Raw genomic sequence first — 13,151 nt, 5'->3', positions numbered from 1 at the left:
AATGTCGAATATCCAATGATGAAGTGACATCTTCGGCGGTCATTATTCAAAATTCAAACACCTATCACCTCCACTCCTATCTTCTTGAAATATTCCAATTCTTCCGAATTCGAGTTGGTAATAACCGTATCTATCGCATCCAAACCGGCAAACTTCAGATAGGTCTCCCGCCCTATTTTGCTTTCGTCGCATAGTAAATAAGTACGCGCGCTGTGAGCCGCAAATGCTTCGGTGATAGACGCCTCTAATTCGCTATTGGCGAAAAGCCCGTTACGGGATATGCCATCCACCCCTAAAAAAGCCTTGGTTGCTTTATACCGGGCAATATGTTCGTTTGCTATTTTGCCGTGCACGGCCTGCCGTTCGGTGTTAAACTCACCGCCGATGATGTTTAGCGATACCAAACTGTTCTGCAATTCATAAACAACCGGCAGCGAATTGGTAATCACTTTGATGCGTTTGCTTTTGATAAACTGGCAAAGCCGGTAAACAGTGCTGCCGCAATCCATAAAAACAATGTCGCCGTCGCTGATCTCTGCTGCCGCGGCCCTGCATATTTTATCCTTGGCTTCGGTGTTCCTGGCTGCTTTGTTTACAAAATCATGCGGTATTTCGAGCAGGTTTACCTGCATAGCCCCACCGTGGGTGCGGTAAAGCAGCCCATCCTCTGCCAATTTATTCAAATCGCGGCGGATGGTTATCTCAGATGTTTCCAGTTCCGCGGCCATACGTTTGATATCAACTTCCCCCGTTGCCTTCAGTGTTTCAAGAATAATCTGTTTTCTTTTTTGAAAATTCATTCCTTATCCGTTACTTTGTTCAAAAGTAATCACAATCGATCAAAAACAATCAATTTATTTTGAAAAATATAAATATCCTCAAAACAGAAGTGCTGTCAGACAATTGGTACGTTCTGCGAAAAATAACTTATGAGCATAAGCACCCAAACGGCTTGGTTACTACCCAAAGCCGTGAAGCCTATGACCGCGGGAATGGCGCCACTATTCTTTTGTACAATAAAGCGGCCCAAACTGTAATTCTTACCAAACAATTCCGTATGCCCACCTACCTTAACGGTAACGAAAGCGGCTATTTAATAGAATGCTGTGGCGGCTTACTGGATAAAGACAACCCCGAGGAATGCATTCGCCAGGAAACTGAAGAGGAAACAGGCTACAAACTCTCGCATGTGCAAAAAGTATTTGAAGCCTATATGTCGCCTGGTTCGGTGACCGAGATCCTCTATTTTTTTGTGGCAGAGTATACCAAAGAGATGAAAGTGGGCGAAGGTGGCGGTGTTGACGAGGAGCACGAGAACATCGAGGTTCTTGAACTGCCTTTTTCAAAAGCCATCGAAATGATCGGTACGGGCGAGATCAAAGATGCCAAAACCATGATGCTGTTGCAGTACGCGCAAATCAATAAGCTGATATGAAAACTATGACTATCCTCGTTGCGGGGCCTTATCGTTCCGGCACAAATGACGACCCTATATTAATGCAGCAAAACCTCGACCGACTGAATGATTCGGCACTGGCGCTTTTTCGCGCGGGCCACATACCGCTGATTGGTGAATGGCTGGCATTGCCGTTGCTGAGAGCGGCAGGCTCCAAAGTGCCGGGCGATGAAATTTACCAGGAAATATCCTACCCCGTTGCCCACAGGCTAATCACTAAGTGCGATGCCGTCCTGCGATTGAAAGGTGAATCGTCGGGCGCTGATAAAGATGTTGAAGTGGCGAACGGACTTGGTTTACCTGTGTATTATAAGCTGGAAGATATTATAGGCCAATAACCAGTTTTATTGCGAATGATTATTACTTTTGGATTGTAAGCATATCATCAAAATGAAGATCGCCCTTTTTCCAGGTTCGTTTGATCCCGTTACCAAAGCACATGTCGATATTATCAAACGCTCGGTCGGGCTTTTTGATAAGCTTTATATCGGCGTTGGCGACAACAGCTCAAAAAAAGGATTGCTGTCTGTTGCAACACGCGAACAAATGCTGCGGGCAGTTTTTGGCGATGAACCTAAGATACATATTATTGCTTACGAAGGACTTACAGTTGATTTTGCCAGGAGCATCGGCGCCGGCTATATGATCCGGGGTATTCGTACCGTGTCCGACTTTGAGTACGAGAAAGCGATAGCCCAGATGAACCATTCACTCGCACCGGAAATTGAGAGTATTTTCATTGTCAGCAAACCGGGATATTCGTCTATCAGTTCCACCATCGTGCGCGAAATTTTACGCCATAATGGAGATGTGAGCCAATTTATGCCTAAAGAGGCGCTGCCCTTTCTGTGATCATATCCAGCTTAAGCAGGACATCCATAATAGACGGGAAAGTATTCCGGATGATGGGGCCTGTTTCCTCTTTACGGAACCATTTTACCTTAGTTATGCCCTCTTCCTTCTGGGGCTTTAATTTCCCCACGCCTACATAGCTCATTTTGTACCAATAGGTTTTTTTCAATACCACCAACCCTTTCACGGTATAGGTGTGGTAGGTAGTGCAGATTTTTTTGCCAAGGCCGCTCACTTTTATCCCGCATTCCTCTTCAACCTCGCGCACAGCTCCTTCTTTTTTCTTCTCGCCGCGTTCCAGTTTCCCTTTCGGCAGGTCCCATTTGCCATTACGGTAGATGAATAAAAACTGCTCTTTCGTATTTTCAACCGCGCCACCTGCTGCTTCTATCAGGGTATTGTTCTTTATTACCTTTTTCAGGTAGTTTTTAGCATCGGGGCTGATGATATAAAACAACCTACCGCCCGGTTTTCCATTGTATTGATTATAAAATGATTTCAGGTCAAAAGTTTGGGCATCAATCCTTTGGTAACGCTCTACCCGCTTTGGGACAGTCTGAGTTATCAGTATTACTTTTTCGTTGATATAAATTCTGTACTTTTGAGCCATGTTCAATAAAAATGAGATCGAGCAACAAGTAGCCGAGTTCCTGCTGCAAATTAAAGCAATTAAATTGCAACCTGACAACCCTTTTACCTGGGCATCAGGATGGAAGTCGCCTATTTACTGCGATAATCGTATCACGCTGTCCCACCCTACTATACGTACCTATATCCGGCAGCAGCTGGCGCTCATTATCCAGGAAGAATTTGGCGCCGTCGGTTGTATTGCAGGTGTTGCTACGGCGGGGATTCCGCAAGGTGCATTGGTGGCGCAGGAACTGGGACTGCCGTTTATTTACGTACGTGCGAAACCGAAGGATCACGGGACCGGCAGTTTGATCGAGGGCGAAGTGATGCCCGGCAAACGCATAGTTGTTATTGAAGATCTTATCTCTACCGGAAAAAGCAGCTTGCAGGCTGTGGAAGCGTTACGAAGTGCGGGTTATGAAGTGGCGGGGCTGGCGGCGATTTTCAGCTATGGTTTCGATGTGGCAACAGAGAATTTCAAACAGGCAAAATGTAAATTTTTCACCTTGTCCAATTATAACGCCCTACTAAAATACGCCGAACAACATCAGTACATTTCAGCTGATAATGCAGAAGTATTACGCAAATGGCGCTCGTCTCCCGAAACTTGGGGACAATAATTAAAATTCCTTTTTAACGCTCAGGTGTAATAACACAGCTGCGATATTTACTACAAATAAGCAAGCGATCAATAGTATCATAATAGTTTTAAATTAATCAGGTATGATACTTAAGGCAAATGGTGTTCCAAAGCCGAATCATTCATGCTTAGCTATGTAGCTAACGCCTCCCGCCTTTTTTCATACAAGAACTGAGTAACGTTTTCTACAACGACTGCTGTTGTTGAGGAAATAATATTTCCCGTTTCGTTATCTTTTAGTTTGGCGCGTAAACGTAATTATAACTTGGTTACTGCAAACAGACATTGTATATTTAGTCTTTTACAAGCCTGAATAAGCGATTTATCTTTATTAATGCTGCTGTTTGATCCAGTAAACTTTTCCAAGTCACCGTAAATGAAAAAGAACCCCGGAAGAAGAGACTTTTTAAAAAATGTCGCCTTAAGCGGTACTATGGCGTTCGTACCATCCGATATTGTAAAATTCAGCACCCCCGGGAAACCCGAAGATGCCGCTGATAAAAAAGAGCCGCCCAAACGAGCTTATAATACACCTTACACGGGCGAATACCTTAACCGGGTAGCGTTCCCTATCGGGGGTATTGGTGCCGGGATGTTTTGTCTCGAGGGAACAGGTTCTATAGCACAGGTTTCAACCCGTAACAGCCCGGATATGTTTAACGACCCGGGTGTATTTGCCGCTATAGCTGTAAAGGGGGTTACCAACGGTGCAAAATTATTGGAGGGCCCCGTGCCTAACTGGAAAAAATTCGGCTTGCACGACGCCGGCAACGGTTTGGGCGGTTCAACTACCGGGTTACCCCACTTTCACGCCGCCAGTTTCAAAACGGAGTTCCCATTTGCCCACATCAAATTAGAGGATAAAGACCTCCCGCTTGATGTAAGGCTAACAGGGTGGAGCCCTTTTATTCCAACGGACGATAATAATTCAAGCCTGCCTGCAGGCGCTATTGAATATACTTTTACCAATACCGGTAAAACCGCTGTTGATGCGATATTTTCATTTAACTCCAAGAATTTTTTAAGGATCGACGATGGCAAAAACAGCATCAGGGAAACAAAAAATGGCTTTATACTTTTTGAAGCAGGGACCAAAACTAAGCCCTACCCTTCCGAATTTGCGGTATTTACGGACGACGACAAAACCATAGTGGACCATTGCTGGTTCAGGGGTGGCTGGTGGGACCCGCTAACCATGGCGTGGAATGCTGTTAAAAACGCAGAGGCAAAAGAAAACCCGCCCGTGCCTGCCGATGCGCCCGGTGCAAGTTTATATGTTCCCTTCAATCTTTTGCCCGGCAAAAAAAAGATAATTCGGCTGATGATGGCCTGGTATACGCCCGACTCGGAACTAACCTTCGGCGAAATGGGCAGGCGAAAGGATTGCGATCCGTCGGGCGGATGTTGCAATACCCCAACTGATCTTCAACTGGATAAATACGATAAGCATTTCGACGGTAAATTTTATAAGCCCTGGTATAGCAGCCGGTTTGAAAACATAAACGCGGTTATCGACTATTGGAAAAGCAGCTATGATGAGTTACGTAAAAATAGCGCTGCTTTCAGCAAAGCCTTCTATAATACAACCCTGCCGCCCGAAGTTATCGAAGCGGTTGCCTGCAACCTCTCCATATTGAAATCACCCACCGTTATGCGGCAATTCGACGGCCGTTTATGGAGTTTTGAAGGATGCGGCGATAGCGGCGGATGTTGTCATGGGTCGTGCACCCATGTCTGGAACTACGCCCAGGCCATTCCGCACCTGTTTCCCGCATTGGAACGCAGCCTCAGGCATACGGAATTTTGCGAGAGCCAGGACGAAAACGGGCATCAGAATTTCAGGTCGAACCTTCCGATCGGACCGGCCACACATACGTTTCATGCGGCTGCCGATGGCCAGCTGGGCGGTATTATGAAAGTTTACCGCGAATGGCGCATCAGCGGCGACGACAACTGGCTGCAAAAGATGTACCCTATGGTAAAAGCGAGTCTCGACTATTGCATCCGCACCTGGGACCCGCGAAATAAGGGCGTCATAGAAGAGCCACATCACAATACTTATGATATTGAGTTTTGGGGCCCTGATGGCATGCATACCAGCTTTTATATCGGCTCGTTAACAGCGTTGATCTTGATGGGCGAGCATTTAGGGAAGAACGTCGATCCGTATAAAGCCTTAAGATCAAAAGCAAAAGTAGCCCTTGAAAATCAATTATTTGACGGGGAGTATTTCATACAGGATATTACTTACACCGGCCTGAACGCACAAAACCCTGCTACCGCAAAATCTTATGGAGGCGACTACTCCAAGGAAGCGATAGCGCTTTTGGAAAAAGAAGGACCAAAGTATCAATATGGCAAGGGCTGCCTGTCCGATGGTATATTAGGGGCATGGATAGCACAAATGTGCATGGTACCTGAGTCCATCAATAGCAATTTGGTTAAAAGCCACCTGCAATCGGTGTTCAAATACAACTTTAAAACAGATTTAAGTGAGCATGCTAACCCGCAGCGGCCTGCTTATGCGCTTGGTGACGAGGGTGGATTGTTGCTGTGTACCTGGCCGAATGGCGGCAAACTGTCGCTGCCTTTCGTTTACAGCGACGAGGTTTGGACGGGTATCGAACACCAGGTGGCTTCTCACATGATGCTTACCGGAGTTGTTAACGATGGTTTGACTATACTAAGGGCCTCGCGCGACCGCTACGATGGGCGTGTCCGAAACCCATTTAATGAATATGAGTGCGGGCATTGGTACGCCAGGGCCTTATCAAGCTATGGCTATTTACAGGCACTTACCGGTGTAAAATATGATGCCGTCACAAAAACGCTGTATATCGATTCAAAAGTTGGCAATTTTACAAGTTTCCTGTCGACAGATACCGGCTTCGGAAATGTAAGCCTTAAAAGTGGCGAACCATCAATAAACGTACTATACGGCAAGATCGATGTAAAAAAGGTTTTTGTTTCCGGAAAAGAATCTTCATTATGAAAGTAGAAAACAATAAAATGGTCGCCCTGCGATATTCGATCAGGAACAGCAAGGGAAACGTAATAACAGACATTATGAGCGATGCACCCTTCCGTTACACTTACGGAAGCGGCGGAATTTTACCCGCGCTCGAACAAAATATATATGGTATGGATGCCGGCGAACAAAGATCATTCGCGTTACTAAAAGATGAACAGCCCGGTTTGTTTGAAGACCTTTATATCGATGTGATTATTGATGAAGTCGCTGACGCCGCGCCCGATGGAATGCCACAATCCACTGCCAAAACTAATTGCAGCGACGGCGATTGTTGCTGTTGAATGATGCTTTGTTTGACCTCGCCCTTAAAAATCTGCCCGAATAACCGTACCTTTGCGGCAAATAAAGGTGCAGTATGATAACGATATCCAATCTTTCCCTTCGCTACGGTAAACGTACACTATTTGAAGATGTTAACTTAAAATTTACACAAGGCAACTGCTATGGCATTATAGGCGCCAACGGCGCTGGTAAGTCGACATTTTTAAAGATACTTTCGGGCGATATCGATCCTACCAGCGGTTCGGTAAGCTTTACCCCCGGCGAACGTATGGCCGTATTGAGCCAGAACCATTATGCGTTTGACGAGTTTACCGTTATCGAAGCGGTGATGATGGGGCATAAGGAAATGTATGCCGTGATGAAGGAAAAAGACGCTATCTACCTGAAGGAAGATTTTTCTGATGCCGACGGTGAGCGCGCCGGAGAACTGGAAAACCTTTTTGCCGAAATGGATGGCTGGAACGCCGAGAGCAATGCTGCCACCCTGTTAAGTAACCTTGGCATTAAGGAAGAGTTCCATTATAACCTGGTTAAAGATCTGGACAATACCCAAAAAGTACGTGTGTTATTGGCGCAGGCATTATTTGGAAAGCCCGACATCCTGCTATTGGATGAGCCTACAAACGACCTGGACCTTCATACTGTAAGCTGGCTGGAGGATTTTTTGGCGGGTTATGAAGCCATTGTACTGGTGGTATCGCACGACAGGCACTTCCTGGATACGGTTTGTACCCACGTAGTGGATATCGATTTCGGAAAAATGACCATCTTCACGGGTAACTACACTTTTTGGTACGAATCGAGCCAATTGGCCTTGCGCCAGCGTTCCGATCAGAATAAGAAGCTGGAAGATAAGGTTAAGGAGTTACAAGACTTTATACGCCGTTTTAGCGCCAATGCCTCCAAATCAAAACAGGCAACCAGCCGTAAAAAGGCACTGGATAAGATCAACCTTGAAGAGATACAGCCATCGAACCGCAAATACCCCGGTATTATATTCAACAACCTGGGTCGTGAAGCCGGCGACCAGATATTACGTGTTGAAAACCTAAGCAAAACACTTAATGGCGAGCTTTTATTTAACAATATCAGCTTCACGGTAAATAAAGGCGATAAGATCGCCATCTTGTCGCAGAATAGCCTGGCTACCACTGCCTTCTACAATATCCTAACGGGGCGCGACACGGATTTTAAAGGTGAATTTAAATGGGGTGTAACTATTAATATTGCCGATATCCCTATCGATAACGCAGAATATTTTAAGGGCAAAGATGAGAACCTGATCGATTGGCTGCGCGAATATTCTACAGGCGACAAGGACGACCAGTTTATACGTGGTTTCCTGGGCCGCATGCTCTTCTCAGGCGAGGAAGTATTGAAAAAAAGCAACGTACTATCGGGCGGCGAGAAAATGCGCTGCATGTTCAGCCGGATGATGCTGCAGCAGGCTAACCTGTTAATGTTTGACGAGCCGACGAACCACCTCGACCTGGAATCGATCACGGCACTTAATAACGGCATGAAGGATTTCAGGGGAACAATCCTGTTCACCTCGCGCGACCATGAGCTGGTGGAAACCGTGGCTAATCGTATTATCGAGTTGACTCCCGGCGGTTACATCGACAAACTGATGACGTTTGACGAATACATTAATAGTGACAATGTTCAGAAACAACGCGACGAGTTATATGCGCTCGCTTAACCAATTGCAGTACGTTGCCATTATTTGCCTGGCCCTGGTTTTATCAAACGGATCGGCCATTGCCCAGGTGTTTAAAGGCAATGTTAAAGATCAAAAAACCAATAAGGCACTCCCATTTGTAAATGTGGGTATAGTCGGGCAAAGCGTTGGGACGGTTACAGACACCGCCGGTAATTTTACCATTCAATTAGCGGAACATGATATGGATAGCTTAAGGATATCGATGATCGGTTATTACCCGCAATCGTTCCTGGTCGCTGCTATCAAAAAAGATCCCGGTCAGCTTAATATTAAGCTTAAACCACAAACTATTCAGTTAAAAGAGGTTAAGGTAACTAACCACACTTTTAAGGAAGTAACGCTGGGCAACACTACTGAGTCGACGTCGACCGACGCCGGCTTTACCAGTAATAAACTGGGTAACGAAATAGGAGCCATTATTAAAATAAAAAAGTCGCCTACTTTTCTGAAACGATTTAATGCGTCGCTTGCCCACCCTGCGCCTGATTCGGTGAAGCTAAGGCTGAATATTTATAGTGTAAAAGGTGGTTTACCCGATAAGAACCTGTTGCAGCGGAATATATTTATAACGGTTAAACGGGGGCAGAACAAAATATCTGTCGACCTGCAGCCCTTTTTCATCGAGGTTGATGATAAATTTTTCATCAGCCTGGAATGGATAGAAAACTCGCCCGGGCGGGGATTGATGTTCTCGGCCAGCCTGTTCAGCAGCGCCATTATAGCCCGTGAAACCAGCCAGGCAAATTGGGAAAAAGTTGGTATAGCCGGCGTGGGTTTTAATGTATTGGCCGAGTATTAGAAAAAAATATGCATCAATAGGTAATAGATTGTATATTTGCCAACCAAAAAATTGACTCCGTAGCTCAGTTGGTAGAGCAACAGACTCTTAATCTGTGGGTCCTGAGTTCGAGCCTCAGCGGGGTCACTTCAAACGTTAATCTTTAGTAATTAAAATGCTAAAGGTTTTTTTGCGTCCTTTTGCTTTAGAAAGGGCATTTTTCTGTTTGCCGTGTGAAAAATGCTTACATAAATAGAAGCATTTTTGCGGCCTTTGAGTGCTAAAACTTATCTGCCGTGTCTTTAGTTGAAATAAACAGGTGCCCGCGGATTGAATTGTAGGATATCCGTAAGAAAACATTAACCGATGTTAATTGTAGTCCAGTTATATTTTAGCCGACCATGCCTGATAGTCTACTTGCAGCCGATCTTCCAATACTGTTAAGCGCCGTCGAAGCTTCCGGCGCGAGCCTTATTATAACCGATCAGGAAAAAAAAGGGCACCCCATCATTTATTGTAACGCCGCCTTCGAAAAGCTGACCGGTTATGGACGCGCGGAAATACTTGGCCGCAATTGCCGGTTCTTACAGGGTGATGACCGGGCGCAAATTGAACTTGATCATATCCGACGGGCATTCAAAAAACGAACCGGCTGCGTTGTTAAGCTGCGGAATTACCGGAAAGACGGCAGTACTTTTCTTAATGAATTATCTTTATCGCCGGTTCGATCGGATGGGGGTGAAATTACTCAGATGGTAGGAATTCAACGCGAAATAATTCCTACCGGAGAGCAGTTTAGCCACGATCTGGGTACTCCGCTTACCACCATTAAAGCCACTCTTCAATTGATCGAGGCACGGGGATTGTCCATCGAACCCCAGTTTTTAAAAAAAAGCCTGGCAGCCGCATTGCGCGCGGTACACCAGTTAGAGGCGCTGCGAAACAAGTCGTGACACAGTCATGAGCGCATCACATCCATCAAGCTATTTGCAACAACGTTTTAAATCGTAGATTTACCCGGATGATTGAACGAGGATTGCCCTTGCCGGAAAATGAAACTGAAAGGTTGGCTGCGCTGCAATCTTATCACCTGATGGACAGCGGGGAAGAAAAGGATTTCGATGCGATCGCTGCGATCGCTTCCGCGCTTTGTCACACGCCGATCTCGCTCATCACCTTTATTGACGAAAAGCGCCAATGGTTCAAAGCTCGCATAGGAACTGCATTAACCGAAAATTTCAGGGACCTTTCGTTCTGCACGCATACCATTGCCGGTAAGGATGACATGATGATCGTTCCCGACGCTTTACAAGATCCTAGGTTCGCCGGCAATCCAGTCGTAACTCAAGCGAACGTAACTTTTTATGCAGGCGTTCCCTTGGTTAATGAGGATGGTTACGCCTTGGGCACACTGTGTGTTTTGGACCAGAAGCCGCATGATTTCAGCGATGAGCAGATCGATGCTTTAAAGGGGCTTGCCAAACAGGTGGTTGACAAGATCGAACTGCGCCGAAAGGTGGCATTGCTGGAAAAGACCAACCAGGAATTGATCAATGCCAATGTGCTGATCCAGAAGTTCGCATCGATGGCTGCGCATGATATCAAAAACCCACTTAGCAGCATTAAGCTGACCTCTCAGGCCTTAAAAGGCCGTAGGGAAATACAACAGAGCGCCGGTTGCCTTCGCCTGGTTGACATGAACATTTCCGCGACCGAAAATATGCTGGAATTAGTTAATGAGATGATGGCTTATTCCAAAAATCCTGCCTTGCTCCTTGAAAAGAAACAAGAATTCGACCTGAACGCGCTGATAGCCAAAATAGTCACGCTTTTAGTCGTTCCCGAAAATATCAGAATTGTGGTACCGGGAACCAGGCACCGGCTTTATTTTTCGATAGTGGCTTTTGATCAGATATTGATCAACTTATTAAGCAATGCCATTCGCTATAATGATAAAAACGAAGGTTTAATACAAATACGCTTTGTCGAGAAATCAGAGTATTATCTTCTTGAAATAGAAGACAACGGCATCGGGATACCTGAAGCCTACATAGACAGGATATTTGACTACAATTTTACGCTGAAAATCAAAGACCGGTTTAACTGCGAAGGTTCCGGAATAGGGCTGTCAACCGTTAAAGACTTGCTATTCCTTTTGAACAGCAGTATTTCGGTAACTTCAGCACAAGGGGTAGGTTCCGTGTTTACCGTGCGGTTAAAAAGGTGATCCGCCATTGGCCCAGCCGGCCAGTTTCCAAAACAACGTTTTTTTTTACTTTATAAAAGTGATGATATTAGTCCGCAGACTACACTTATTCCGGATTCAACTAATAATCAATGCTATATAGTACCATTTAGCACTGATTTACCTATAAAACATCGTGGTTCGATTATTGACTACTATAAGTTGTACACTTCTGTACAATTCAAAAAAAAAAAACATGACACAATTTAAAAAAATGATGTTGTATATTACTTTTTACGCACTAACATTCGCCATTTCATTAACTGCCAACGCTCAAAAATATAAAACCGCTGCCGACACGTTGAACCTGAACAAAGAATACGCCAGCATTTCGCTTGACATCTCAAAGTTGACCGTGAAACTGGTGGAGGCCCAGAACAAAACAAATGGCTTTCAGTCTAATAGCGCATCATCGGCGCAGGACGCGGTGAACTCCGCTCAACAAAGCAAAACAGATGCATCGACAGCAACCAACGGCAACCTCGACGATGCCAAAACGGCTATGAAACAGGCGAGGAAAGCTAATAACCAGGCCAAAGATGCAAAGAACGCGAAGGACGATGAAAATGACAATATAAAAACCATTAAGAAGCTGAACGATAAAATTGCTGAAAAGCAACAGTTGTTGGCCGACTTGGATAAGCAACGAATGGCCATTAAAGCTTTACCGGTTCCGCCTGGACAATAGTTTTTGTAAACTGATGAAATTAACATAGCCTTCAGGATGGTATCTGGACATCCTAAAGGCTTTTGCTTATCATTTGATTTCAAGCCGATAAAAATTTAAATTCGTCTGAAAGATTGCCCAAGGACAAGCAGGGGGGCGATAATTTATTTTATGAGAGTTGGGATAGGAATGATTTGCTCAATTACAGCAAGTTGGATACTCTAACCCCACCTCCATTCAAACATCAACACTTGAATGCAAATAGCATCAGCATCAATGCTAAAGATGTTTTCCCGCCAGCGTGGACGCTAAAAGCATTTTGTTTCATAACGTTAAGCCGGGTAGCTAATCCAGGGCAATTTTTCTTGGAAGCTGTTCAAGCCCCAATTATTATCGGCTTGTAGGGGGAATCTACCCCTTTCTAAATCGCAGAAAACGCCTTTAGAGTTTGTATAGAAGAGTTCGAAAAAAGTCCCAGCGGGATCACTGGATTTTTTAAACCGCTTCTAATTGCGTTAGAGGCGGTTTTTGTTTTTAGGCTTTTTCAGGCATTTCGTTTCTGTGCATAGAGCCACTTTTTGAGTTAGAACCTCTTTGGGGTGTTAACTCATTATTCAGTGTCCGGTGTTCGATATAAAATCCTTAACTTAATAACATTCGACCTGACGCCAGCCGGCAGGCAGGCTTGACGAAAGTTTACTTAGTGTACCTGATTCGAAAAAAAAGTTTCACAGGGATGTAGCGTTAGTCTTATTTTACTATGGATGCTGCCGGGCTTGTTTCGGCAAAAAGTGGCCGTATTTCGCTCTTTTTGGCCTTTTGTTGAATTTTGGTGCAAAAAACAGCT

Annotated in this window: 13 protein-coding genes and 1 tRNA gene; 12 read left to right on the top strand and 2 right to left on the bottom strand. The window is 45.0% G+C overall.

Features of this window, described 5'->3' with window-relative positions; translation table 11 throughout:
- Nucleotides 1–53: 53 nt before the first annotated feature.
- Nucleotides 54–800, bottom strand: coding sequence for a DeoR/GlpR family DNA-binding transcription regulator (locus tag VL525_RS03990; RefSeq protein WP_325383586.1), 747 nt, complete (start codon nt 798–800; stop codon nt 54–56).
- Nucleotides 801–859: 59 nt separating this feature from the next.
- On the opposite strand from VL525_RS03990, the gene nudK reads away from it, so the two are divergent.
- The 3 genes from nudK to coaD are packed head-to-tail and all read left to right on the top strand — an operon-like array spanning nt 860 to nt 2,308.
- Entirely contained in the window at nt 860–1,435 is a 576-nt protein-coding gene (nudK, locus tag VL525_RS03985) for a GDP-mannose pyrophosphatase NudK (RefSeq protein WP_325383584.1), read from the top strand.
- Between the two features lie 5 nt (nt 1,436–1,440).
- Nucleotides 1,441–1,794 carry a DUF4406 domain-containing protein gene (locus VL525_RS03980; protein WP_325383582.1) on the top strand — a complete coding sequence of 118 codons (354 nt, stop codon included), beginning with the start codon at nt 1,441–1,443 and terminating at the stop codon, nt 1,792–1,794.
- Between the two features lie 52 nt (nt 1,795–1,846).
- Entirely contained in the window at nt 1,847–2,308 is a 462-nt protein-coding gene (gene coaD, locus VL525_RS03975) for a pantetheine-phosphate adenylyltransferase (RefSeq protein WP_325383580.1), read from the top strand.
- Here coaD and VL525_RS03970 read toward each other — a convergent pair.
- Nucleotides 2,283–2,918 carry an NUDIX hydrolase gene (locus tag VL525_RS03970; protein ID WP_325383579.1) on the bottom strand — a complete coding sequence of 212 codons (636 nt, stop codon included), beginning with the start codon at nt 2,916–2,918 and terminating at the stop codon, nt 2,283–2,285. The genes coaD and VL525_RS03970 overlap by 26 nt on opposite strands.
- Between VL525_RS03970 and pyrE the strand changes: the two genes are divergently transcribed.
- The 9 genes from pyrE (at nt 2,917) to VL525_RS03925 (ending at nt 12,325) form a co-directional block, all read left to right on the top strand.
- Entirely contained in the window at nt 2,917–3,558 is a 642-nt protein-coding gene (gene pyrE / locus VL525_RS03965) for an orotate phosphoribosyltransferase (RefSeq protein ID WP_325383577.1), read from the top strand. The two genes, VL525_RS03970 and pyrE, sit on opposite strands and share 2 nt — an antisense overlap.
- A gap of 396 nt (nt 3,559–3,954) precedes the next feature.
- Nucleotides 3,955–6,570, top strand: a complete 2,616-nt coding sequence (locus VL525_RS03960) for a GH116 family glycosyl hydrolase (RefSeq protein ID WP_325383575.1) — start codon at nt 3,955–3,957, stop codon at nt 6,568–6,570.
- On the top strand, nt 6,567–6,890 hold the full coding sequence (locus VL525_RS03955; RefSeq protein ID WP_325383573.1) for an FKBP-type peptidyl-prolyl cis-trans isomerase: 324 nt from the start codon (nt 6,567–6,569) through the stop codon (nt 6,888–6,890). The genes VL525_RS03960 and VL525_RS03955 overlap by 4 nt, the downstream gene beginning before the upstream one ends.
- A gap of 74 nt (nt 6,891–6,964) precedes the next feature.
- On the top strand, nt 6,965–8,593 hold the full coding sequence (locus tag VL525_RS03950; protein ID WP_325383571.1) for an ABC-F family ATP-binding cassette domain-containing protein: 1,629 nt from the start codon (nt 6,965–6,967) through the stop codon (nt 8,591–8,593).
- Nucleotides 8,553–9,413: a carboxypeptidase-like regulatory domain-containing protein gene (locus tag VL525_RS03945; protein ID WP_325383569.1), complete on the top strand. Its 861-nt coding sequence runs from the start codon at nt 8,553–8,555 to the stop codon at nt 9,411–9,413. The genes VL525_RS03950 and VL525_RS03945 overlap by 41 nt, the downstream gene beginning before the upstream one ends.
- Before the next feature lie 53 nt (nt 9,414–9,466).
- Nucleotides 9,467–9,539, top strand: a tRNA-Lys gene (locus VL525_RS03940).
- 254 nt (nt 9,540–9,793) lie between these two features.
- On the top strand, nt 9,794–10,345 hold the full coding sequence (locus VL525_RS03935; RefSeq protein WP_325383567.1) for a PAS domain-containing protein: 552 nt from the start codon (nt 9,794–9,796) through the stop codon (nt 10,343–10,345).
- Nucleotides 10,346–10,413: 68 nt separating this feature from the next.
- Nucleotides 10,414–11,619: a GAF domain-containing sensor histidine kinase gene (locus VL525_RS03930; RefSeq protein WP_325383565.1), complete on the top strand. Its 1,206-nt coding sequence runs from the start codon at nt 10,414–10,416 to the stop codon at nt 11,617–11,619.
- A 214-nt stretch (nt 11,620–11,833) separates the two neighbouring features.
- Nucleotides 11,834–12,325, top strand: a complete 492-nt coding sequence (locus VL525_RS03925) for a hypothetical protein (RefSeq protein ID WP_325383563.1) — start codon at nt 11,834–11,836, stop codon at nt 12,323–12,325.
- The last annotated feature ends 826 nt before the right edge of the window (nt 12,326–13,151 follow it).

Origin of the sequence: Mucilaginibacter sp. (genome assembly GCF_035492695.1) — a bacterium.
Classification (GTDB): domain Bacteria; phylum Bacteroidota; class Bacteroidia; order Sphingobacteriales; family Sphingobacteriaceae; genus Mucilaginibacter.
Note: the sequence above shows the minus strand (reverse complement) of the source record. Positions and strands in the feature narration are given on the sequence as shown.

What these genes read in the sequence shown, in the direction of transcription:
- VL525_RS03990 (WP_325383586.1), bottom strand. Translation starts at nt 800, where the DNA reads ATGAATTTTCAAAAAAGAAAACAGATTATTCTTGAAACACTGAAGGCA.
- VL525_RS03980 (WP_325383582.1), top strand. Translation starts at nt 1,441, where the DNA reads ATGACTATCCTCGTTGCGGGGCCTTATCGTTCCGGCACAAATGACGAC.
- coaD (WP_325383580.1), top strand. Translation starts at nt 1,847, where the DNA reads ATGAAGATCGCCCTTTTTCCAGGTTCGTTTGATCCCGTTACCAAAGCA.
- pyrE (WP_325383577.1), top strand. Translation starts at nt 2,917, where the DNA reads ATGTTCAATAAAAATGAGATCGAGCAACAAGTAGCCGAGTTCCTGCTG.
- VL525_RS03970 (WP_325383579.1), bottom strand. Translation starts at nt 2,918, where the DNA reads ATGGCTCAAAAGTACAGAATTTATATCAACGAAAAAGTAATACTGATA.
- VL525_RS03960 (WP_325383575.1), top strand. Translation starts at nt 3,955, where the DNA reads ATGAAAAAGAACCCCGGAAGAAGAGACTTTTTAAAAAATGTCGCCTTA.
- VL525_RS03955 (WP_325383573.1), top strand. Translation starts at nt 6,567, where the DNA reads ATGAAAGTAGAAAACAATAAAATGGTCGCCCTGCGATATTCGATCAGG.
- VL525_RS03950 (WP_325383571.1), top strand. Translation starts at nt 6,965, where the DNA reads ATGATAACGATATCCAATCTTTCCCTTCGCTACGGTAAACGTACACTA.
- VL525_RS03945 (WP_325383569.1), top strand. Translation starts at nt 8,553, where the DNA reads ATGTTCAGAAACAACGCGACGAGTTATATGCGCTCGCTTAACCAATTG.
- VL525_RS03935 (WP_325383567.1), top strand. Translation starts at nt 9,794, where the DNA reads ATGCCTGATAGTCTACTTGCAGCCGATCTTCCAATACTGTTAAGCGCC.
- VL525_RS03930 (WP_325383565.1), top strand. Translation starts at nt 10,414, where the DNA reads ATGATTGAACGAGGATTGCCCTTGCCGGAAAATGAAACTGAAAGGTTG.
- VL525_RS03925 (WP_325383563.1), top strand. Translation starts at nt 11,834, where the DNA reads ATGACACAATTTAAAAAAATGATGTTGTATATTACTTTTTACGCACTA.